The following is a 20,491-nucleotide window of genomic DNA, read 5'->3' as shown; positions in this document are numbered from 1 at the left end:
ATATCATGAAGGCCAAGGCCAAGCCGCTCGCCGCCAAGACCCCGGCCGATTACGGCGTGGATGTCTCGCCGCGTCTGACCGTGATCAAGACCGTCGAGCCTGCGGGCCGCAAGGCGGGCGTCAAGGTGGGCTCGGTGGATGAGCTGATCGCGAAACTCAAAGACGAAGCGGGGGTCCTGTGATGGCCGTTCTTCTGATTGCTGACGTGAATGACGGCCACCTCGCCACCGACCAGGTCGGCAAGGCGCTGACCGCCGTTGCGGGCCTTGGTGAGGTTCATGTGCTGGTCGCAGGCCTCGGCGGTGACGCGGCTGCGGCGGAGGCTGCGACGCTGCAAGGCGTCTCCAAGGTGATCTTCGCCGAGGATCACGCCTATTGCCACGGCATGGCGGAATCGACCGCTGCCCTGGTGGTCTCCTTGGCGGGTGGGTATTCCCACATCACCGGGGCGGCCACCGCCTTCAACAAGAACGTCCTGCCCCGCGTGGCGGCCCTCTTGGACGTGATGGTCATGTCGGATGTGACGGCGGTCATCGACGCCGAGACCTTCGAGCGTCCGATCTATGCCGGCAACGCGATCCAGACCGTGAAGTCCTCGGATGCGAAGAAGGTGTTTTCCATCCGCACCGCGGCCTTCGCGGCTGCGGGCGCGGGCGGCGCGGCGGCCATCGAGAAGCTGGCCGGTCCGGGCGAGGCGGGGCTTTCCGCCTGGGTCGAGGACCGCGTGGCGGCCTCGGACCGTCCGGAGCTGACCTCTGCCAAGGTGGTCGTCTCGGGTGGCCGTGGCGTGGGCTCGAAGGAGAGCTTCGCCATCATCGAGACGCTGGCCGACAAGCTGGGCGCCGCCGTTGGCGCCTCGCGCGCGGCGGTCGATTCGGGCTATGCGCCGAACGACTGGCAGGTGGGTCAGACCGGCAAGGTCGTGGCGCCGAACCTCTATGTCGCTTGCGGCATCTCGGGCGCCATTCAGCACCTGGCCGGGATGAAGGACTCCAAGGTCATCGTGGCGATCAACAAGGACGAAGAGGCCCCGATCTTCCAGGTCGCCGATTACGGCCTCGTCGCGGACCTGTTTACCGCTGTGCCGGAGTTGAATGCAAAGCTGTGACCCCGCGTCAGACCCCAGTGATCGCCGAGGCCTTTCGCCTGGCCTTGGACCTTGCCGCCGAGCAAGAGGGCGCAACCGCGCCCAATCCAGCGGTGGGTTGCGTGCTTTTGGATGCGCAAGGCCAGGTGCTGACCGCAGCCGCCCACCAAGGCGCGGGCCAGCCCCATGCCGAGGCCCGCGCGATCCAGATGGCGCGCGAGGCGGGGCTGACCCCGCGCATCCATACGGTGGTCGTCACGCTGGAGCCCTGTAACCACCAGGGCCGCACCGGGCCCTGCTCGGCGGCCATCCTGACAACCCCGGCGCGCGAGGTCTGGTATGCGGTTGCCGATCCCAATCCCACGGCCTCGGGCGGGGCGGAGACCCTCGCTCAGGCGGGGCTGGCGGTCGGGGATCTGTCGCAGCTTGACCATCCCAACCGCGAAGCCTTGCAGACCCGCGCGACGCGGCTTCTGGCGCCCTTTGCCACCCGCATCCTGCGCGGTCGCCCCTTCGTCACCGTGAAACAGGCGCTTGACCCCCAGGGCAGCATGATCCCTCCGCCGGGCCAAAAGACCTTCACCGGGCCCGAGGCGCTGACCCTGGCCCATCGCTTGCGGCGGCGGGCGGATGCGATCCTCACCGGCTCGGGCACCGTCCTGGCCGATGCGCCGGAATTCACCGTCCGCCATGTTCCCGATATCAAGGCCAAGTCTCGCTGGCTTTGCATCCTGGACCGCCGGGGAAGGGTGGGCGAAGCCTACCTGGAGGCCGCCCGTCAACGCGGCTTTCGCCCCTTCCTGGCCCGGGACCTGAACCAGGCCCTGCACGATCTGGCGGCCAGGGGCTGCAACGAAGTCCTCGTCGAGGCGGGCCCGCTTGTCACCGAAACCATCCGCCAAAGCGGCCTCTGGGACGAATGGGTCCTGATCCGCAAAGGGCCGCCCGACACGATCACAACGACCCTCCGTCAGGACTGAAAGGACCAAGCCATGTTCTCTGGCATCATCGAGACTTTGGGGCGCATCAAGGCCGTGACCCTGGCTGAAGGCAGCCTTGTGCTTGACCTGGAAACCGGGTTCCCCGACCTGACTCTTGGCGAAAGCATCGCGGTCAATGGCATCTGCCTGACGGTCGTCACCTTCGACGCCTCGGGCCTGGCGCAGTTCTACGCCAGCCGCGAGACGCTGGAGCGCACCAACCTTGGCAGCCTGCGGGCGGGCCAGGTGGTGAACCTGGAACGCGCGGTGTCGATGTCGACCCGGCTCTCGGGCCATATCGTGCAGGGCCACGTCGATGGGCTGGGCCGGCTGGACAGCATCACCCCCGAGGCCGGTGCCTACCGCATCGCGCTGACCCTGCCGCACCAGATCGCGCGGTATTGCGTCGAAAAGGGCTCGATAACACTGGATGGCATCAGCCTGACGCTGAACGCGGTCGAGGATCAGCCCTCGGGCGAATGTGTTGTGCGTCTGACCATCATCCCGCACACTTGGTCCCATACCAACTTGCAGACCCGGCACGTGGGCGACCTTCTGAACGTCGAATGCGATGTCCTCGCCAAATATGTGGAGCGCCTATGCAAGCCGTTGCTTTAGCCTTGGAACATCTGCGCCGTGGCGGGGTCGTCGTTCTGGCCGATCACGGGGGGGCGCAGCTGGTGGCCGCCGATGCCTCGGACCTGCTGGCCAGGCACGGGGTTGGAGAGACCCGGCACCCGGGCGCGGCCGAGCCGGTCAGCACCGGGGGCGTCCTTGACCACGAGGCGCCCGCCGAGGCGGCTGTCGATCTGATGCGCCTGGCCGGACTGGCTCCGCAGGCGGTGATGCGCGCCCTTGCCGCGCCCGATGCCCCGGCCTTTGCCCGGGCGCAGGGCCTGCCCCTGGTCAGCGTGGTGGATGTGATCCAGCACCGCCTGCGGACCGAGACCATGCTGGATTATGTCGCCGTCGCCGATCTGCCCACGGCCTTTGCCGACCGGCCGTTTCGCGCGCATTCCTTCCTCAGCCGCCTGGACGGGGTCGAGCATCTGGCCCTGGTCTCTCCCGGACAGGCCAAGGGTGCGCCCCTGGTGCGGGTCCATTCCGAATGTCTGACGGGGGATGCCTTCGGGTCGCTGCGCTGCGACTGCGGGCCGCAGTTGCACGAAAGCATGCGCCGCCTGGCCCAGACCGAGGGCGGCATCCTGGTCTATATGCGCGGCCATGAGGGGCGCGGGATCGGCTTGGCCAACAAGATGCGGGCCTATGCGCTGCAAGACCAGGGGCTGGACACGGTCGAGGCCAACCGCGCCCTTGGTCTGCCCGACGATGCCCGCGACTTTGCCCAGGCCGCGCAGATGCTGCGAGCGCTTGGCCATGAGGCGGTCCGGCTTCTCAGCAACAATCCCGAAAAGGCCGCGAGCCTGCAACGTCACGGGATCACGGTCACCAAGGTCGAGCCCCTTGTCATGCCGCCCAACCCTTTCAACGCCAAGTATCTTGAGACCAAGGCGCAGAAATTCGGCCATGCCCTGCCCCTGCCCGAACCCATGCCGGGCATGGGCTCGCTGCGCAGGCATTTCCGCGTCACGACCATCGCCCATTCGCCGCTTGGCCTGGCCTGGGAGCTTTAGGCGCTGAGGTTGGCGAAAAAGCCCTCGGTGCCGATATCGACCCAAAGCCCGATGCGGCCGGGGCGGGGGGGCACCTTGCCCTTGCCCGCCAGCACCTGCACGCCATCGACATGGGCGGTGTAATCCCATCCGTCAAAGGCCAGGCGGAACCGCATCCAGCGGTCGGGGGCGACGGGGGCTGCGGCCTCGTGGAGACCGGGTTCGGTCTCACGCAGCACGTCGAAGGGATAGTCGGGATAGGCGTAATACTGCACAGCCCTGGTGTCGCGGGGCGGGGGGGCGCTGCCATTGGTCGGGCGCAGATAGACCGATTCATAGGCCGAAAGGTCCTCCTGAACCCGATAGGCCAGCCCGATGAAACCACGCGCATAATCGGGCGCATCGGGCAAAAGGCTGCCGCGCAGATCGACTTCGATCACGCCGTTCTCCATCACTTCGGGCAAGAGCAGAAACGAGGGCTTGTCGACGAAGTCGACCCCGAATTGCCCGGCCCGCGAGGCCTGATCCAGAACGATGCGCAGGCCTTGCGGGGTGGGTGACACTTCGACCTTGTTGGCGCGTGCGCCTTGCGGGATGTCTTGCAGGGAATGGATCATGGCGGGTCTCCTCGGGCGCAGGGTGGCGCAATCCCGTCCGGGGGGCAAGCCTCAGCCCTGGGCCTCTTTCATCATGCCCTTGGCAATGACGATCTGCTGGATCTGGGTCGTGCCCTCATAGATTCGGAAGAGCCTGACGTCGCGGTAGAACCTTTCGATCCCGTAATCCGCGATATAGCCCGCCCCGCCATGGATCTGCACCGCGCGGTCGGCCACGCGGCCCACCATCTCGGAGGCATACATCTTGCACGAGGCCGCCTCGGTCGAGACATTGCGCCCGGCATCCTTGCGGCGTGCGGTTTCCTCAATCATGCAGCGCGCGGCGAAGGCCTCGGTGCGGCTGTCGGCCAGCATGGCCTGGATCAACTGCTTTTCGGCAATCGGCTCGCCGAATTGCTTGCGGTCCATCGCATAGGACAGGCTGTCGCGGATCAGACGCTCGGCCGCCCCGGTGCAGACGGCCGAGATATGCAGGCGGCCGCGGTCCAGGACCTTCATCGCGGTCTTGAAGCCCAGCCCCTCACGCGCCGGGCCGCCGATGATGGCGGAGGCGGGGACCCGCACGTCCTCCAGGATCACATCGCAGGTATGGGACCCCTTTTGACCCATCTTGCGGTCGATGGGCCCCAGCGAAAGCCCCGGCGTCCCCGCCTCGACCAAAAAGGCCGTGACCCCGGCCGAGGTCTTGGAGGTCGCATCGGTGCGGGCAAAGACGGTAAACAGCCCGGCGCGCGGCGCGTTGGTGATGTAACGCTTGGTGCCGTTCAAGATGTAATGGTCGCCCTCCTTGCGCGCCGAGGTCCGCAGCGACCCGGCATCCGACCCCGCCTCGGGCTCGGTCAGGGCAAAGGAGGCGATGAGCTCCCCGGTCGCCAGGCGCGGCAGATAGGTGGCCTTTTGTTCCGCCGTGCCGTCGATGATGATGCCTTGCGACCCGATCCCATTGTTGGTGCCCACCAGCGACCGGAAGGCCGGAGAGGTCTGGCCCAGGACGAAGGCGGCCTGGACCTCTTCATACATGGTCAACCCGATGCCGCCGTATTCCTCCGGGATCGACAGGCCGAAAAGGCCCATGTCGCGGATCTCTTGCACCAGTTCGGCCGGGATCGCGTCGTCATCGGCGACCTTGGCCTCGTTCGGGATCAGCCGTTCCTTGACAAAGCGGTCGAGCGTTTCAAGGAACTGCGCAAGGGTTTCGGCATCCAGGCTCATGGTCGGCCTCCTGACTTCGGGTTTGCTCTCGCTTACCAGCCCCCCGGCGGCCCGCCCATTGAACGATTGCTCCATGCCCCTTGCCCGCCGCTGTCGCAGAAGAGACAGTTGTCCAGGACCGCCCCCGCGCCTCTACTTCCCCCAAGGCGCCCCGGCGCCGGAGAGATCAATGGGGGAGGATACCCGAATGAAAGCTTTGCGTTTTCACGCCGCCAAGGACCTGCGGGTCGAAGACATTGCGCAACCGGCCGAGCCCGCAGATGACGAGGTGGTGATCCAGAACCGCTTCGTCGGCATCTGCGGCACGGATTTGCACGAATATGCCTATGGGCCGATCTTCGTCCCCAAGGATGCCTCGGGCGCGGCGGTCTCCCAGGTTCTGGGCCATGAATATGGTGGCGTCGTCACCAAGGTGGGCAAGAAGGTCTCCCATGTGAAGGTCGGCGACCGGGTCTCGGTCCAGCCCTTCATGACGCCGCGCGGGGGCGACTATTTCACCGACCGTGGGCATTTCAACCTGTCGGACAATCTGCAAATCGCGGGCCTCTCCTGGATCGGCGGTGGCATGGCGCAACAGAGCCTGCTCAAGGGCTATTGCGTCTACAAGGTGCCGGACAATCTGACGGACGAGGATGCGGCCCTGGTCGAGCCGACCGCCGTGGCCGTCTATGGCGTGGAACGCGCCGGGGTGAAGGCGGGTGATTCCGTGCTGGTCACCGGGGCGGGCCCCATCGGCCTCCTGACCCTTCTGGCTGCCCGTGCGGCGGGGGCCACGCAGCTTTTCGTCTCGGATCCCAATGGCACGCGTCTGGCCATCGCCAAGGGGATCATCCCCGACGTGGTCACCATCAACCCGCGTGAGCAGAACGTCGGCGACGTGATCCGGGCTGCGACCGAGGGCAACGTGGGCTGTGACGTCGCGCTGGAATGCGTGGGCAACACCCTGGCGCTTCAGGCCTGCGTCGATGCGGTGCGCAAGCGCGGCACCGTGGTGCAGATCGGCCTGCATGCCGGTGAGGCGCCGATCAACTGGTTCAACGTGGTCTACAAGGACATCGATATCCGCGGTTCCTGGGCCTATACCGCCCAGATGTGGCCGCGCGTGATGCGCCTCATCGCTTCGGGCCAGATCCCGGCCCGCAAGGTCGTGACCAAGACCGTGACGCTGGACAGCGCGATCAAGGAGGGCTTCGACGCGCTTCTGGATCCGGCCGGCACCCAGCTGAAGATCCTGATCGACCTCGGGAAGTAATCCCCGAGCGTCATGGGCGGCGTCTGAAACTCCCGTCAGCCGCCGCCGGACCAGAGAGCCAGGGCATTTCGGTGCCCTGGCTTTTTGCTTAGATGGGGTGGGCCACGAAAAAACCCGCAGCCTTGCGACTGCGGGCGAGTGAAGGGTCAGGGGCGGGGAGGCCCCAAACCCGAATGAGTTTGGCCCGAATTCAGACCCGTTCCAGGAGCAGCGCGACGCCCTGGCCGACGCCCACGCACATCGAGACCACGGCGCGCCGCGCGGTGCCTTGGGCCAGCTCCAGCGCCGCGCTGCCGGTGATGCGGGCGCCCGACATGCCAAGCGGGTGACCCAAAGCGATGGCCCCGCCATTGGGGTTCACGCGGGGGTCATCAGCCGCAATCCCCAGACCTTGCAGACAGGCGAGGACCTGGGCGGCAAAGGCCTCGTTCAACTCGAAGAGGTCGATGTCGGCGGTGGTCAGCCCCTGCTGGGCCAAAAGCTTTTGCACGGCAGGCACCGGGCCATAGCCCATGATGCGCGGCGCCACACCGGCCGAGGCCCCGGCCACCACGCGGGCAATCGGCCGCAGACCATGGCGCGCCACCGCCGCCTCCGAGGCCAGGATCAGCCCCGCCGCCCCGTCATTCACGCCGGACGCATTGCCCGCCGTCACCGAGCCGTCCGGCCTTGTGATCGGCCGCAGCCGGGCCAGGTCGGCCAGGGAGGTCTCGGGGCGGGGGTGTTCGTCCTGGGTGACCTCGGTCACCTTGCCCTTGCCCGCCGGCACCGACACGGGCAGGATCTCCCGCGCAAAGCGGCCCGAGGACATCGCCACACCGGCCTTCTGCTGCGAAGCGACGGCAAAGGCGTCCTGCGCCTCGCGCGAAATCTTCATCTCATCGGCCAGGTTCTGCGCGGTCTCTGGCATGGAATCCGTGCCATAGGCCTTTTGCATCAGGGGGTTGATGAAGCGCCAGCCGATGGTCGTGTCTTCCATGGCCACGTTGCGCGAAAAGGCGGTTTCGGATTTCAACAACACAAAGGGTGCGCGGCTCATGCTTTCGACGCCGCCTGCGATGGCCAGCTCCATCTCGCCCGACTTGATCGCGCGCAGGGCCGAGATCACCGCCTCCATCCCCGAGCCGCACAGACGGTTCACCGTGACACCCGGCACCGTCTCCGGCAGTCCGGCAAGAAGCGAGCCCATGCGGGCGACGTTTCGGTTGTCCTCGCCCGCCTGGTTGGCGCATCCCAGCCAGACTTCCTCGATGGCCTTGGGGTCCATGCCAGGGTTGCGGCGCATGAGTTCGGCCAGGGGCAGGGCCGCCAGGTCATCGGGGCGCAATTTCGACAGGGCGCCGCCATGGCGACCGATGGGCGTGCGAATATAGTCACACAGGAAAACGTGGCGCATGGCGTCCTCAATTCAGGCTGTTGAAGGGGCGTGCCTCGCCCACGAGGCGGCGCAAGAGGTCGGGGACGGCCCAGGACAGCGGGTCCTCCAAGGCCAGGGTCTCCAGCCGGGCCAAGAGAGCCGGCGGCGTAATCACATCGGCATGATGCATCAGCCCGCCGCGCCAGCGCGGGAAGCCGTAGCCATGCACCATCACCAGGTCGATGTCCGAGGGCCGGGCGGCGATGCCCTCCTGCAGGATCAGGATCGCCTCCATGATCATCGCCAGAAGGGCGCGGTCGGCGATATCCTCGGCGGGCAGGGTGGTGCGGTTAATCCCAGCCTCATCGGCGGCCCGGTAGATCACATGCGTCACCGCATCGGACTCCACCGGCTTGCCGTCGACGTAATCATACCAGCCCGCGTTGGTCTTGCGGCCAAGGCGTTTCATATCCTCGACCAAGGTGTCGGCGATGGTGACATAGCGCCCGCTGCGCCCCTGCCGCTTGCGGTTGGCATAGGCGATATCCAGACCCGAAAGGTCCTGCGCCTCATAGGGCCCCATCGCCATGCCAAAGCCGCGCAGGGCCGCGTCGATCCCCTTGGGGCAAGAGCTTTCCAGCATCACCAGGTCGCAGGCCTTGCGATAGCGCGCCAGGATCCGGTTGCCAATGAACCCGTCGCAGACCCCCGCCACGACCGGGATCTTGCCCAGCCTTTTGGCGAGCGCAAAGGCCATGCCCATCGCGGCGTCCGAGGTCTTGGCGCCCTGCACGATCTCCAAGAGTTTCATGATATGGGCGGGGGCGAAGAAATGCAGGCCGATGAAGCGGCCGGGGTCCGTGATGCCCTGGGCCAGGAGATTCACGTCCAGGTAAGAGGTGTTGGTGGCCAGGATGGTCTCGGGCGGCAGGGCCGCTTGCAGGGCGGCAAAGATCGCCTGCTTGACCTCCAGGCTTTCAAAGGCCGCCTCGATGGCCAGGTCGGCTTGCGGCAGGTCGGTGTAGCCCGCCCCCAGCGTCAGGCGAGTGCGGAAGGCCGGGTCGGTGATCGACCCGCGCTCGATCCCTTGGGTGATCAGCTTGTCCAGGTTGGCTTCGGCCCGGGTTACGCCTGCCGCATCGGTCTCGATGACATGGACGGTCAGACCCGCGAGCAAAAGCGCATAGGCGATGCCCGCGCCCATCGTGCCACCGCCCACGACGAGGACCGCCTGCAGTTTCACGGGCGCCGGGTAAGCACGGCCTCGGGCGGGGGCGGCGCGTTCGGCAAAGAAGACATGGCGCAGCGCCCGGGCCTGGTCCGACTGCCTGCGCGCGATGAAGGTCGCCCTTTCGCGCAAGAGCGCGGTTTCCATCGGCTCGGTGGCGGCAGAGGCCGTCAGGTCGATGGCCAGGTGCGGCGCCTCTTGCCCCGGGGCGCGGCGGTTGGCCTGGGCATGGGCAGCGGTGACGGCGGCCTCATCCGGGGCCGGAGCCGGGCGGTGATCGGCGGCAATCGCCCGACGCAGCACCTCGGCCGGGACCGCAAGCGCGGCGGCCAGGGGGTCATCGGCCAGTTCATCGACAAGACCAAAGGCCAGCGCCTTGGCGGCCGGGATCGCGCCACCCTGGCCGATCAGGTCCACCGCCGCGGCCATGCCGACCAGACGCGGCAGGCGCTGGGTGGCCCCGGCGCCGGGCACCAGACCCAGGGTCACCTCGGGCTGACCCAGGGTCGCGCCGGGCGAAGCGATGCGATAGCGGCAGGCGAGCGCAATCTCGAGCCCGCCGCCAAGCGCCGGGCCCGAAATCGCGGCCAGAATCGGGAAGGGCAGGGCGACCAATTCCGCCAGAACGTCGTTCAGATGCGGCGCAAGCGGGGGGCCGTCGAACTCCTTGGCATCGGCGCCCGCCACGAAAGCCCGCCCCGCACCGGTCAGGATCAGCCGCGCGGGCCGCTCCTCCCGCGCCCGGGCGATGGCCGCTTGCAGACCTGCCCGCATCTCTTGGCCGAAGACGTTCAAGGGCGGGTTGTCGAAAGTGACAAGGGCCGCCTCTTCAAGACGTTCATAGGTGACGGGCATGTTCAGTCCTCCGGCTTTTGGGGTCCTGTCTGGGGTGCCATCGTCTTGGCGGCAACTGTCAAACATGAGACGCGACGACATCCATCCCTGCCGCATCTTGTCCACTTCCAAGCCGAACGGGGCGCCGGGAATAGTGGTCCAAACGGCGGCGCCCGGACGGCCCGCCAGCAAGTCGCGAACGGGGAGGACCGTCCAGATGTCGTCACAAGAAATGGTCGCCAAACCCATGGCAGAGGCCTTTCGGGCCAGCATGCGCCTGGTCGCCGCCTCGGTCTCGCTGGTCACGGCCCGGGACGAGGCCGGCACCTGGCATGGCATGGCCGTGACCTCGGCCGGATCGCTGTCGATGGAGCCGCCCTCGATGATGGTGGCCGTCAACCGCACGGCCTCGATCCATCCGGTCATTACGCGGACCGGGGGCTTCACGCTGAACCTGATGGACGAGACCCATGTCGGCCTTTTGGAGCGGTTCTCGCGCAGCGACCTGCGCGACCAGCGCTTCTCGCCCGAGGATTGGACGGACGGCGCAGGCCCGATCCTGAAGAGCGCGCTCTGCGCCCATGTCTGCACCGTGGCCGATGCTCATGAATTCGGGACCCATACCGTCTTTTTCGGCAAGGTCACTGAAGTCATCCTGCCCGAGGTCGCCGCCCAGACCCCGGCGCCGATCCTGTGGCTGAACGGCAAGCGCGCCTCGGTCGCAAGGGCCTGAGACACCCTGTCTCATCCGAGACAGGGTGAGACGCCCCGTCGTTGCAAGTTCAACATGGCCGCAAGTCGCGGTCCTGCTAGGCTGGGGGCTGCGTCACGGAAACCGGGCGCCAAGGGCTTGAGGGGGCCCAAGGCGCGAAAGACCGGACCGAAAGGCGCAAGGCCTGCGTCAGTCTTGCAAGAAACAAGGCTCGGCACATCATCGTCTTGGGAGGGACAGGATGTGGGAGACAGAAGCCCATGGGGCTCGCGCGAATACCGATATTGTCACAAAGGAAATCGCCTCGATCCTGCGCGCGCGCGGGTCGGATGAGGCGCGCCTGCCCGACCTGGTCGAGCAGTCCTGGAAGCGCTGCCTGACCGATTACAACCTGCTGCCCGATGCCGTGCCGCGCGCCTCGGTGCTTAGCCATTCGGAAATCCGCCTGCGGATGGAAGAGCGCGAAGAGTTCATGCGCATCGCGGAACCCGAGGTCGAACGGCTGTTCCGCCAGTTGGTCGACAGCGAATACCTGGTCTCCCTGGCCACGACCGAAGGGGCCATGGTGCTTTTCCGCTGTGATTACCAATACCTGGGCGAGCTGGCCGGGTCGGGCGTGATCCCCGGCTCGGTCTGGTCTGAGGATCAGCAGGGCACCAATGGCGTGGGCACCTGCCTGCGGGTGGGCAAGCCGGTCATCATCGCGGGCACCCAGCATTACGGCGCGGCCATCATGCGGCTGACCTGCCTGACTGCTCCGGTCCTCGGGCGCGGGGGGGCGATCGAGAGCGTCATCAACGTCACAACAGCGCGCCACGCCGATGCCCGGGTCAATCGCATGGTGCAAAACATCGTCACGCGCTCGGCCCGGCGGATCGAGAACGGTTATTTCGGCAGACTCAACCGTCGCAACCTGATGCTGCGCATCGTGGATGACGGCGCCATCACCGATCTGGCCGACGAGGGCCGCCTGGCGCTGGATGATCACGGGCGCATTCTGGACGGGGCCTCCTTCACCTCGCAATTGCTGGGGCAATCGCTGGACGACCTGGCTGGCCAATCGGCCGAAGAGCTCTTCGAGATGGACCGCGCGCTTTCCGAGATTCGCCCCGATACGCCCATTTCGCTGACCTATCGCGGCCGCAGCCTTCAGGCGGTCCTGTCCTTGCCCGAAGCGCCGCGCCGCGTCCTGCCTCGGGTGGTTGCCGCGACACGGCGCCCGGCTCCGCTTGCCGAAGAGGCCCTGCGGATCAACCCGATCCTGTCGCAGGCTTTGGACCGGGCCAGGCGGCTCTTGTCGGTCGGCCTGCCCGTGGTGGTCACCGGCGAGACCGGGGTCGGCAAGACCGCCTTCGCCAAGGCCGTGGCGCAGGTCGACCCCCTGGACATCGTTTACATCGACTGCGCGGCCCCGGATCGGCGGGCCGAGCTGGACCTGCTGATCCAGCGTTTGCATGTCGGGCAGAAATCCTGTCTTGTGGTCGACCGGATCGACGAGATGGACGAGCCCTTCCAGACCGCGCTTCTGGCGGCCTTGGAAAGCGACCGGCAGTCGGGGAGCAACCTGGTCGGGCTGATCGGAATTTCGACCAAAGATCTGGATCAGCTGGTGGCCGAAAACCGTCTGCGTCCCGACCTGATGCAGCGGTTGAACGGCGGGCAGGTCACGCTGGCCAACTTGCGCTCGGTGCCGGACCTTGAAGCCACGATCCAGGACCTCTTCGCCATGGAGCGCGAGGCCCTGGGAAAGCCCGGCGCCGTCCTGGACGAGGATGCGCTGCGGATGCTCAGCCATTATCACTGGCCCGGCAACCTGCGCGAGCTGCGCAATTGCCTGCGCCATGCCGTGGCGCTTGCCGAAGACCGCCGCGTCGGGCTGCAACATCTGCCCGAAACCATCGTGGCCAAGATCGCGGGCAAGGACCTGACGGCGCGCTCGCAGTCCGAGGCCTCCAAGATCGAGGCGGCGCTGCGCTACAACGGTGGGAATGTTTCGCTGACGGCGCGGTACCTGGGTGTCTCGCGCGCGACGCTGTATCGCAAGATCCAGATCCAGAAGGCCCGCGGCGAGGCCTGAGGCGGTGTCCCGGGCGCGGGGCGGTCCTTTGTCCATGCCTCAATCGCGGCGGATCGGGACAGGCGCAGTGTCACAGAAGGGACAATTGCCCTGCGTCCCGAAGCTCGGCAGCATCCGCATGGGATGGAGGAGCCTGCCGTGAAGACATGCAAGACAGACAGGCCCGCAAGGGATGCGTTCCGGCGGGCTGAAGCGGGGGCAAGGTCATGACCTCGCCTTTCGCGCCGGGCTTTCTGGAGGGCCGGACGGTCCTGATCACCGGAGGGGGCAGCGGCATCGGCCTTGCCATCGCCCAGGCGCTTGCGGGTGCGGGGGCCAATGTCGTCCTGGCCAGCCGCAAGATCGACCGGGTGACCGAGGCGGTCGAGGCGATCCGGGCCGCAGGCGGGCGCGCCCTTGGCGTCGCCGCCGATGTGCGCGAGCCCGAGGCGGTGCAAGCGGCCGTGGCCCGTGCCGTCGCGGAATTCGGCGGGCTGGACATCATGATGGCCAATGCGGCGGGCAATTTCGTCGTGCCCTTCACCGAGATGTCCTTCAACGCCTGGCGGACCGTCGTGGACATCGACCTGCACGGCACCTTCCACTGTGCCAAGGCGGCCCATCCGCATCTGAAGGCTTCGCCCCATGGCGGGCGTTTCATCGCCATCACCACGATGCGCGCGCTGGAGGGTTGGCCGGGCTGCGCCCATGCCGCCGCTGCCAAGGCCGGCGTCATGTCGCTGATCCGCTCGCTGGCCGTCGAATGGGGCCCCGACGGCATCTTGTGCAACACGATCGCTCCGGGTCCCATCGGTGGCACCGAGGGCGTCAAACGGCTTTACGAAGAGACCGGGCTTTCCACCGGCCTGCCCCTGGGGCGGCTGGGGCGGGGCGAGGATATCGCGCAGGCCGCGCTTTACCTCTGCTCGGAGGCCGCAAGTTTTGTGACCGGAACCGATCTGGTCGTCGATGGAGGCCGCCAGCGCGGCCAAAGGGGGGGAGCATGACCATGACCATCAAGGGGATCGTCGCCCATGGCGACAAAAGAGGCCGCGTCCTGGGCTTTCCGACCGCCAATCTGAATGCGGCGGCCCCCCTGGCTTACGGCGTCTATGCCTCGCAGACCCGGATTGCCGGAGAGGACAAGGTCTGGCCCTCGGTCACCTCCTATGGCACCCGGCCGACCTTCGACGGGGCGGACCCGAGGATCGAGACCCATATCCTGGATTTCGCAGGCGATATCTATGGCCAGGAGATCGAGGTCGAGTTCTTGGCCTTCATCCGCTCGGAAGCGCGCTTTGACACGGTCGAGGCGCTGATCGCCGCGATGCAGGGCGATATGGACCAGGCCCGCGCCATCACCGCAGGTTAGGGAGGCACCGATGTCGAGCAATATGAAAGGCGCGGGCTTCATGGTGCTGGCGGGGATCTGCTTTGCCCTGGCCAATGCGGTGACCTGGACGGTTACCTACAAGATGGGCTTCAAGCCGCAGTCCGACGCCTTCTGGCAGTATGCGATTGCGACGGTCTTTTCGCTGCCCTTCATCTGGCGCCACGGGCTCTCTGCCATGAAGACCCGCCACCCCGTGTTGCACCTGGCCCGGATCGGCCTGTCGGTCCTGGGCGTACAGGCCTTCACCCAGGCCTTCGCCTCCGGCATGGCGCCCTGGCATGTGATTGCCCTGGTCATGACCTCGCCCTTCTTCGTGATGTTCGGCGCGGCGGTCCTATTGGGAGAGCGCGTCGGTCTGAACCGCTGGATCGCGGCCATCGTCGGCTTTGCCGGCGCGATGATCCTGCTGCGCCCCTGGGAGAGCGGCTTTACCCTGGCCACCCTGCTTCCCCTGGCGGCGGCGGTGACCTGGGGCGGGGCCTCGCTGATCACCAAGCGCCTGACCCGGGACGAGCCGCAGACCGGGGTTACCCTGTGGCTTTTGGTGCTGCTGACCCCCGTCAACCTGGTCTTCTCGCTGCAAGCCGGGTTCGAGGTTCCGACGGGCAACATCCTGTGGCTGCTGCTTCTGGGCGGCGCGATCATGTATTTCGCGCAAAGCTTCCTGACCTTGGCCTATGCCTCGGCGGATGCGGCCTATGTCCAGCCTTTCGACGACCTGAAGCTCTTCTCGAACATCCTGGTGTCCTGGCTGGTGCTGAGCTTTGCCCCCGACATGACCTATTGGCCGGGGATCCTGATGGTCTTTGCCGGTTCCGCCTATCTCTTGTGGTCCGAGCGCGGCCGAAGCTTCGGTGCGGCGCTGGCCTGATCTCATCCCAAAGCAAAAGGGCCGCGCGGATTGCGCGGCCCTTTGTCGTTGATGCCTTTGGAATGGGTCAGGCGGAAGCCGCCGCCCCTTGATCCAGCAAAGCTTGCACCTCGGCTGCGGAATAGCCCAAGTCTGCCAAGACCGTCGCCGTATCGGCCCCCTTGCCCGCCGAGGGCGTGCGCAAGGGCAGGGGCGCGCCATCGGCCAGGATCGAGCTGCGCAGGACGGTGGTGCGGCCTTCGGTCGGATGATCCTCGGGTTGCATCAGGCCCACGGCTTCAAGGTGGGGGTCGTGGCGCAGGGTCTCGATCGTATGGACCGGCATGGCGGCGATGTCCGCTGCACGGAACAGCGCCAGCCATTCGGCGCTGGTCTTTTGGGTCAGGGGTGTGCCTCGGACCTCGAACCACTCTTTCACATGCACCGCCCGGGCGGCGACACTGGCAAAGCGCGGGTCGGCGATCAGGTGGCCCCGGTCGGTCGCGGTCAGAAAGGCCCGGACCTGGGGATCGGTGTTGATCGTCACCGCGATGAAGCCGTCCTGGGTTTCCAGCGGCTGGTTGAAGGGGCTGAGCAGGCGTTGATCGCCATAGGGCCCCACCGGCGGATCGAAGCTCTGCGCCGCCAGGTGCTCTTGCAGGACCAGCGTCGCCATGGTCTCGAACATCGGGATTTCCAGCGTGACGCCTTGGCCGGTGCGGGCGCGGTTCAAGAGCGCGGCCATGATCGCGCCTGCCGCAATCTCGCCCACCACATGGTCGCAGACCAACAAAGGCACAAAGCGCGGCGCCCCGTCGCGGGCCAGCGTCAGGCCTGGCAGGCCGACCGCGCCCTGGACGACCGAGTCATAGGTCGGAAAGCCGCCATAGGGGCCCTCCGATCCGTAACCGGTCAGAAGGCAGTAAATCTTCTCGGGGTGCTTGGCGCGGATGGTGGCTCCGTCCAGCCCCAGTCGGGCCAGGGCCTGGGGGCGCATATTGGCTACGATCACATCGGCCCAGGCGACAAGGCGCGCCATGACCTCCGCCGCGCCGGGCGACTTCAGGTTCAGGCAGATGTTCTGCTTGCCCCGGTTCAGGTGCAGATAGGCCCCGGCCTGCTGCCCGGTGGGCGAGAGGCCGCCAAGGCCCCGCATCAGATCGCCCTCGGGGTTTTCGACCTTGATCACCTCGGCGCCATATTGACCCAGGCGCCATGTGGCGGCGGGGCCCACGACGACGGCGGTCAGGTCCAGGATGCGGGTGCCCTTCAGCGGCTCATAGGTCATCGAAAGTCATCACCAGTTCGGCCGCAAGGACGCCCTCGTCATCCAGGATCAAGACCCTGGCATCGGCGACAAGAAGGGTCAGCGGGCGGTTGACGTAAAGCGGTGCCATGTGGCGGGCGCTCATCGAGGCGGGGCGAAGGCCCAGGTCGCGCAGGAACTCCAGCGCCAGAAGCGAGGCCAGGCCGCCGTTGACCACGAGGTCCGGGTGGCCCTCGCTGCGGGCATGGTCGCGGTCGAAATGAATGCGGTGCGTGTTGAAGCCAAGTGCCGAATACTGGAACAGCATCAAATCGTCGGGCGTCACAACACGGGCCCGACCCTCGGGCGGCGTGATCGGCGCGGGTTTGGGGGCCGGGGCGGGAGGGCCGGCCAGGATATAGGTCTGGGTCTCGGTGATCTCGGCCGCGCCAGAGGTCAGGCGGTGGTCGATCCTCGCCACCGCAAAGGGCCCGGCCTTGCCCGTCTTGGCCTCGACGCTGGCCAGGGAGCTCTCGCGGCGCAGGCCTGCGCCGATCACCAGGTCGCCGTGAAAGATCGTGCTGCGGCCTCCCAGCACCAGCCGGGGCAGGTCCAGTTGCGGCATGACCACGCCAAGCCCCGGGAAGCCGTCGGACCGCAGGAGCCTGCGCGGAGTCAGCCCGGCCAGCATGGCGAAATGCCAACCGCGCGGCACGGGGTCTCCGTCCGCCAGCGCCAATGGGTCGCGGCCCAGCATCACCGCCACGCGTTGCGCCTGGGCCAGGGTGAAAATGTCGACCGGCATGGGCGGTCCCTTCGAAAGGGCTCCGGCACCCTTTCGGATGCCGGAGCGGGGTCTCACTTGATCATCGGGCGGATTTCGGCGAGGCGCTGCATCGTCAGATGCTCGCGTTCGAAGTTCGGGCCAGAGCCATCGGTCATTGCCATCAGAAGCGTGCCGAAGGGGCCGGACTTCTCGCGCAGGTCCATGATCTTTTCCAGGACGGTCTTCTTCGACCCCCAGATGATCGAGGACCGCATGAAGCGCTCGACGCCCCAATCCTCGTTCGAGATGGTCGGGTCGGGCTTGCCCACCGTGGTATAGTCGGCGGCGAGAAGCACCTTCCACATGTAGTCGTAGTAGTAGTGGCTGGACCCCTTGGGATCCATCATCCAGTCTTCGGCCTGGGCATCGCTTTCCCCGATCAGGAAGTTGCGCGCCACCGACCAATCTTCGCCCGTCGGAGCCCGGCCCACATCGGCGCAGCCCTTCACATACTGCTTCCAATGGCCGTAAACCGTCTCATGCGGGCAGAAGTTCGCGGTGATCGGCACCCAACCCTTGCGGGCGGCGAGCGCCACGGTCGGGCTGTCGGGCGACATGGTCGAGATGTGGATCGGCGGGTGGGGCAGCTGGAAGGGCTTGCTCATCGACCCGATCCCCAGCTCGGGGTAGATCGAGTTCTTGATCGAGACGTTCCAGTACTTGCCCTTGATGTCGTAGGGCGGGTCCGATTTCCAGATGTCCAGGACGATGCGAAGGTGCTCGGCCAGCATCTCGTTGCGCTCGGCGTGGTCGTTGTGCTCGAAGACCTCGAGGTCAGAGGCCAGACCGCCCGGCCCGATGCCCCAGATGAAGCGGCCGCCCGACATGTGGTCCAGCTGCGCCACTTCGGCCGCCACGATGACCGGATGGTGCTGCGGCAGGCCCATGACCCCGGTGGCGAACTTGATGTTCTTGGTCTGGTTGATCAGGCTTGCAAAGAAGATCAGCGGCGAGGCGATCTGTTCGGTCGTGCAGGAAAAATGCTCGCCGACATAGGCATAGTCAAAGCCCAGCTTGTCGGCGTTGATGATCTTGTCCTGGTTTTCCTTCAGGATCTCGTGAAGCGCGCGGTGCGGCGGATGCAGGGGCATCGCGAAAGTGCCAAGTTTGACCATGTGAATTCCTCTCCGGTTGGTGCCAGGGTCGGGTTCGGCCCGACGAATTGACAATCTGATGTGTTCGAATTCCCGAATTCGACGCCTTCCCAATTTCTGGGGACATAGGCCCTGATCCTGCTGAAACGGGTCAGCGGGTTCAGTGTCGCAACGCGGGATCCGAAGAATGTGCAGCTCCTCCGAATTGCACATCTGGTTTGACAATCCCGAAGTGATGGACCTCTGTCCAGCGCCTCATCCGCGTCGCGTTTCGTGAGATTTTTCTTCTCAGAAGCGACAGTTTGTCGCGTCCGGGCGCCGGGTGCCTTCGCGGCTGCAGAAATACGCCCGGTCTTTCGCTGCGCTGCCGCAGGCATCGCGGCCTGGCCTGCGGCAATCTGTCTCAATCCAGGGCCAAAAGCGGCAGGCATCCGGGCGCCCTTTTCGCAACGCCGCTAAAAAAATGACTGTAATACATTGGGTTGCGAGGTGCGACAGGGGCGAATTCCCAGTGTGTCACATAAGGGCAGTTGTCCGGCCAAGGGGCTGCGTATCATCCTGACCCCAGTGGATGCGACAGATGTCCACACACAGCGGTCGGCTTGCGCGGGAGGGAAACCGCAAGCCGATACGGGGGGAACAATGCTGACGATATCGAAGGTCTCCAAGAGCTTTCCTGGGGTCAAGGCCCTGTCCAATGTGCAATTGGAGGTGAAGGCCGGGGAAATACACGCCTTGGTGGGCGAGAATGGCGCGGGCAAGTCGACTTTGACGCGGATTATCGCCGGGGTTCACAAGCCCGACGAGGGCACGATCGAATTCGACGGCGAGATCGTCCATTGGGATTCGCCTGCCGCCGCCAAGGCTGCGGGCATCCATGTCATCTATCAGGAATTCGTCCTGTTTCCCAATTTGACCGTGGCCGAGAATATCTTTCTGGGCCATGAGCGGCGCGGATTCCTGAACGGGATCGACCATGGCCGCACCCGTCAGGACGCGCTTGACCTGTTGAACCGGCTGGGCGTTTCCATCGACCCCGATGCCCTGGTCTCCGAGCTTTCGGTGGCCGATCAGCAGATGGTCGAGATTGCCAAGGCGCTGGTCCACAAGGTCAAGCTTCTGATCCTGGACGAACCCACCGCCGTGATCGCGGGCCATGAGGTCGAGCTGCTCTTCGGCCGTCTGCGGGCGCTCCGCGACGACGGGGTGGCGATCATCTATATCTCGCATCGGCTGGAAGAGATCTTCGACCTCTGCGACCGCGTCACCGTCTTCAAGGACGGGCAGTTCGTCGCGACCGAGACCCTGGCCGAGATGACCAATGACCGGCTGGTCTCTTTGATGGTCGGCCGCGACATGAGCGAACTTTTCCCGCCGAAATCCAGCGCGCCGGGCCCGGTGGTGCTGACGGCCACCAATATCTCGGTCAAGGGCCGCGTCCATTCCGCCTCGCTGGAGCTCCGCGCCGGAGAGATCACCGCGCTTTCGGGCATGGTCGGCGCCGGGCGCACGGAGCTGGCCATGGCGATCTTTGGCGGGCTGCCGATGATCGGCGGCCAGGTCGCCATCGGCGGCGAGACCTTCACCAGGATGACGCCCTCGCTGGCCATCGAAAAGGGCATCGGCCTCTTGACCGAGGACCGCAAGGGCCAGGGTCTGGCCATGCTGACCGATGTGGCGACCAATATCAGCGCCTCGGATCTGGGCAGCGTCAGCCACAAGGGCTGGCTGAACCATGGCCGCGAGAAAGAGATCGCGGTCTCCGAGATCGCCAATTACCGCATCGCCTGCCGGGGGCCGCAGGGAGCCGTCCTGACCATGTCGGGGGGCAATCAGCAAAAGGTCCTGGTGGCGCGGTGGGCGCGGACCTCGAAGAAGGTCATCATCATGGACGAGCCGACGCGCGGCGTCGATGTCGGCGCCAAGGCCGAGATCTACCGCATCATGCGCGACCTGGCCGACCGGGGCTTGGCCGTCCTGATGATCAGCTCCGAGATGCCCGAAGTCATCGGCCTGGCCGACCGGGTTTACGTCATGCGCGAGGGCGTCATCACCGCCGAGCTGCGCGGGGACGAGATCGCCGAGAACCGCATCATCCAAGCCGCCACCCAGAAACGCGCGTCCTGAGGGCATG

At 66.2% G+C, this 20,491-nt stretch carries 18 protein-coding genes and 1 pseudogene; 12 read left to right on the top strand and 7 right to left on the bottom strand.

Features of this window, described 5'->3' with window-relative positions; all coding sequences use genetic code 11:
- The 5 genes and pseudogenes from GV832_RS18660 to ribA form a co-directional block, all read left to right on the top strand.
- Positions 1-182: pseudogene (locus GV832_RS18660) on the top strand (electron transfer flavoprotein subunit beta/FixA family protein); the annotation flags it as partial.
- Entirely contained in the window at positions 182-1,108 is a 927-nt protein-coding gene (locus GV832_RS18655; RefSeq protein WP_168776399.1) for an FAD-binding protein, read from the top strand. The pseudogene GV832_RS18660 and the gene GV832_RS18655, both read left to right, overlap by 1 nt.
- The gene (ribD, locus tag GV832_RS18650) at positions 1,105-2,067 is read left to right on the top strand and encodes a bifunctional diaminohydroxyphosphoribosylaminopyrimidine deaminase/5-amino-6-(5-phosphoribosylamino)uracil reductase RibD (protein WP_354001987.1); all 963 of its coding nucleotides are present in this window, start codon (positions 1,105-1,107) and stop codon (positions 2,065-2,067) included. The genes GV832_RS18655 and ribD overlap by 4 nt, the downstream gene beginning before the upstream one ends.
- A 12-nt stretch (positions 2,068-2,079) precedes the next feature.
- A complete protein-coding gene (locus tag GV832_RS18645; RefSeq protein ID WP_168776398.1) occupies positions 2,080-2,685 on the top strand; it encodes a riboflavin synthase in 606 nt (201 codons plus the stop codon).
- A gap of 2 nt (positions 2,686-2,687) precedes the next feature.
- On the top strand, positions 2,688-3,701 hold the full coding sequence (gene ribA, locus GV832_RS18640) for a GTP cyclohydrolase II (protein WP_227754529.1): 1,014 nt from the start codon (positions 2,688-2,690) through the stop codon (positions 3,699-3,701).
- On the opposite strand, the gene GV832_RS18635 is transcribed toward ribA, so the two are convergent.
- Positions 3,698-4,297, bottom strand: coding sequence for a hypothetical protein (locus tag GV832_RS18635; protein WP_168776396.1), 600 nt, complete (start codon positions 4,295-4,297; stop codon positions 3,698-3,700). The two genes, ribA and GV832_RS18635, sit on opposite strands and share 4 nt — an antisense overlap.
- A 51-nt stretch (positions 4,298-4,348) precedes the next feature.
- The gene (locus tag GV832_RS18630; RefSeq protein ID WP_168776395.1) at positions 4,349-5,509 is read right to left on the bottom strand and encodes an acyl-CoA dehydrogenase family protein; all 1,161 of its coding nucleotides are present in this window, start codon (positions 5,507-5,509) and stop codon (positions 4,349-4,351) included.
- A gap of 187 nt (positions 5,510-5,696) precedes the next feature.
- Between GV832_RS18630 and GV832_RS18625 the strand changes: the two genes are divergently transcribed.
- Entirely contained in the window at positions 5,697-6,761 is a 1,065-nt protein-coding gene (locus tag GV832_RS18625) for a zinc-binding dehydrogenase (protein WP_168776394.1), read from the top strand.
- A gap of 190 nt (positions 6,762-6,951) precedes the next feature.
- On the opposite strand, the gene pcaF is transcribed toward GV832_RS18625, so the two are convergent.
- Both pcaF and GV832_RS18615 read right to left on the bottom strand, forming a co-directional pair.
- Positions 6,952-8,157 (bottom strand): 3-oxoadipyl-CoA thiolase, encoded by a 1,206-nt coding sequence (gene pcaF / locus GV832_RS18620; RefSeq protein ID WP_168776393.1) that lies wholly within the window; start codon positions 8,155-8,157, stop codon positions 6,952-6,954.
- 7 nt (positions 8,158-8,164) lie between these two features.
- The gene (locus tag GV832_RS18615; RefSeq protein WP_168776392.1) at positions 8,165-10,201 is read right to left on the bottom strand and encodes a 3-hydroxyacyl-CoA dehydrogenase NAD-binding domain-containing protein; all 2,037 of its coding nucleotides are present in this window, start codon (positions 10,199-10,201) and stop codon (positions 8,165-8,167) included.
- Between the two features lie 196 nt (positions 10,202-10,397).
- On the opposite strand from GV832_RS18615, the gene GV832_RS18610 reads away from it, so the two are divergent.
- The 5 genes from GV832_RS18610 to GV832_RS18590 all read left to right on the top strand — a co-directional run bounded on the left by GV832_RS18610 (position 10,398) and on the right by GV832_RS18590 (position 15,212).
- The gene (locus GV832_RS18610) at positions 10,398-10,913 is read left to right on the top strand and encodes a flavin reductase family protein (RefSeq protein WP_168776391.1); all 516 of its coding nucleotides are present in this window, start codon (positions 10,398-10,400) and stop codon (positions 10,911-10,913) included.
- Positions 10,914-11,133: 220 nt separating this feature from the next.
- Positions 11,134-12,969 carry a sigma-54-dependent Fis family transcriptional regulator gene (locus GV832_RS18605; RefSeq protein ID WP_168776390.1) on the top strand — a complete coding sequence of 612 codons (1,836 nt, stop codon included), beginning with the start codon at positions 11,134-11,136 and terminating at the stop codon, positions 12,967-12,969.
- A 206-nt stretch (positions 12,970-13,175) separates the two neighbouring features.
- The gene (locus GV832_RS18600) at positions 13,176-13,955 is read left to right on the top strand and encodes an SDR family oxidoreductase (RefSeq protein WP_168776389.1); all 780 of its coding nucleotides are present in this window, start codon (positions 13,176-13,178) and stop codon (positions 13,953-13,955) included.
- Entirely contained in the window at positions 13,952-14,320 is a 369-nt protein-coding gene (locus GV832_RS18595) for a riboflavin kinase (RefSeq protein ID WP_168776388.1), read from the top strand. Before GV832_RS18600 ends, GV832_RS18595 begins: the two co-directional genes overlap by 4 nt.
- A 10-nt stretch (positions 14,321-14,330) precedes the next feature.
- A complete protein-coding gene (locus GV832_RS18590) occupies positions 14,331-15,212 on the top strand; it encodes a DMT family transporter (RefSeq protein ID WP_168776387.1) in 882 nt (293 codons plus the stop codon).
- 67 nt (positions 15,213-15,279) lie between these two features.
- Here the strand turns inward: GV832_RS18590 and GV832_RS18585 are convergent, their stop codons facing one another.
- From GV832_RS18585 to GV832_RS18575, 3 genes are read right to left on the bottom strand one after another with little or no spacing between them, the layout of a single operon-like run.
- Positions 15,280-16,479 carry a CaiB/BaiF CoA transferase family protein gene (locus tag GV832_RS18585; RefSeq protein ID WP_168776386.1) on the bottom strand — a complete coding sequence of 400 codons (1,200 nt, stop codon included), beginning with the start codon at positions 16,477-16,479 and terminating at the stop codon, positions 15,280-15,282.
- The gene (locus tag GV832_RS18580) at positions 16,469-17,242 is read right to left on the bottom strand and encodes an HTD2 family dehydratase (RefSeq protein WP_168776385.1); all 774 of its coding nucleotides are present in this window, start codon (positions 17,240-17,242) and stop codon (positions 16,469-16,471) included. The genes GV832_RS18585 and GV832_RS18580 overlap by 11 nt, the downstream gene beginning before the upstream one ends.
- A gap of 53 nt (positions 17,243-17,295) precedes the next feature.
- The gene (locus GV832_RS18575) at positions 17,296-18,378 is read right to left on the bottom strand and encodes an LLM class flavin-dependent oxidoreductase (RefSeq protein ID WP_168776384.1); all 1,083 of its coding nucleotides are present in this window, start codon (positions 18,376-18,378) and stop codon (positions 17,296-17,298) included.
- A gap of 621 nt (positions 18,379-18,999) precedes the next feature.
- Here GV832_RS18575 and GV832_RS18570 point away from each other — a divergent pair.
- Complete coding sequence (locus GV832_RS18570; protein WP_168776383.1) at positions 19,000-20,484, top strand: sugar ABC transporter ATP-binding protein; 1,485 nt, start codon at positions 19,000-19,002, stop codon at positions 20,482-20,484.
- Positions 20,485-20,491: the final 7 nt, after the last annotated feature.

Origin of the sequence: Stagnihabitans tardus (genome assembly GCF_009925085.1) — a bacterium.
In the GTDB taxonomy this organism is placed as follows: domain Bacteria; phylum Pseudomonadota; class Alphaproteobacteria; order Rhodobacterales; family Rhodobacteraceae; genus Stagnihabitans; species Stagnihabitans tardus.
Note: the sequence above shows the minus strand (reverse complement) of the source record. Positions and strands in the feature narration are given on the sequence as shown.

Coding starts and splice junctions, on each gene's coding strand:
- GV832_RS18655 (WP_168776399.1), top strand. CDS start 182: ATGGCCGTTCTTCTGATTGCTGACGTGAATGACGGCCACCTCGCCACC.
- GV832_RS18645 (WP_168776398.1), top strand. CDS start 2,080: ATGTTCTCTGGCATCATCGAGACTTTGGGGCGCATCAAGGCCGTGACC.
- GV832_RS18635 (WP_168776396.1), bottom strand. CDS start 4,297: ATGATCCATTCCCTGCAAGACATCCCGCAAGGCGCACGCGCCAACAAG.
- GV832_RS18630 (WP_168776395.1), bottom strand. CDS start 5,509: ATGAGCCTGGATGCCGAAACCCTTGCGCAGTTCCTTGAAACGCTCGAC.
- GV832_RS18625 (WP_168776394.1), top strand. CDS start 5,697: ATGAAAGCTTTGCGTTTTCACGCCGCCAAGGACCTGCGGGTCGAAGAC.
- pcaF (WP_168776393.1), bottom strand. CDS start 8,157: ATGCGCCACGTTTTCCTGTGTGACTATATTCGCACGCCCATCGGTCGC.
- GV832_RS18615 (WP_168776392.1), bottom strand. CDS start 10,201: ATGCCCGTCACCTATGAACGTCTTGAAGAGGCGGCCCTTGTCACTTTC.
- GV832_RS18610 (WP_168776391.1), top strand. CDS start 10,398: ATGTCGTCACAAGAAATGGTCGCCAAACCCATGGCAGAGGCCTTTCGG.
- GV832_RS18605 (WP_168776390.1), top strand. CDS start 11,134: ATGTGGGAGACAGAAGCCCATGGGGCTCGCGCGAATACCGATATTGTC.
- GV832_RS18600 (WP_168776389.1), top strand. CDS start 13,176: ATGACCTCGCCTTTCGCGCCGGGCTTTCTGGAGGGCCGGACGGTCCTG.
- GV832_RS18595 (WP_168776388.1), top strand. CDS start 13,952: ATGACCATGACCATCAAGGGGATCGTCGCCCATGGCGACAAAAGAGGC.
- GV832_RS18590 (WP_168776387.1), top strand. CDS start 14,331: ATGTCGAGCAATATGAAAGGCGCGGGCTTCATGGTGCTGGCGGGGATC.
- GV832_RS18585 (WP_168776386.1), bottom strand. CDS start 16,479: ATGACCTATGAGCCGCTGAAGGGCACCCGCATCCTGGACCTGACCGCC.
- GV832_RS18580 (WP_168776385.1), bottom strand. CDS start 17,242: ATGCCGGTCGACATTTTCACCCTGGCCCAGGCGCAACGCGTGGCGGTG.
- GV832_RS18575 (WP_168776384.1), bottom strand. CDS start 18,378: ATGGTCAAACTTGGCACTTTCGCGATGCCCCTGCATCCGCCGCACCGC.
- GV832_RS18570 (WP_168776383.1), top strand. CDS start 19,000: ATGCTGACGATATCGAAGGTCTCCAAGAGCTTTCCTGGGGTCAAGGCC.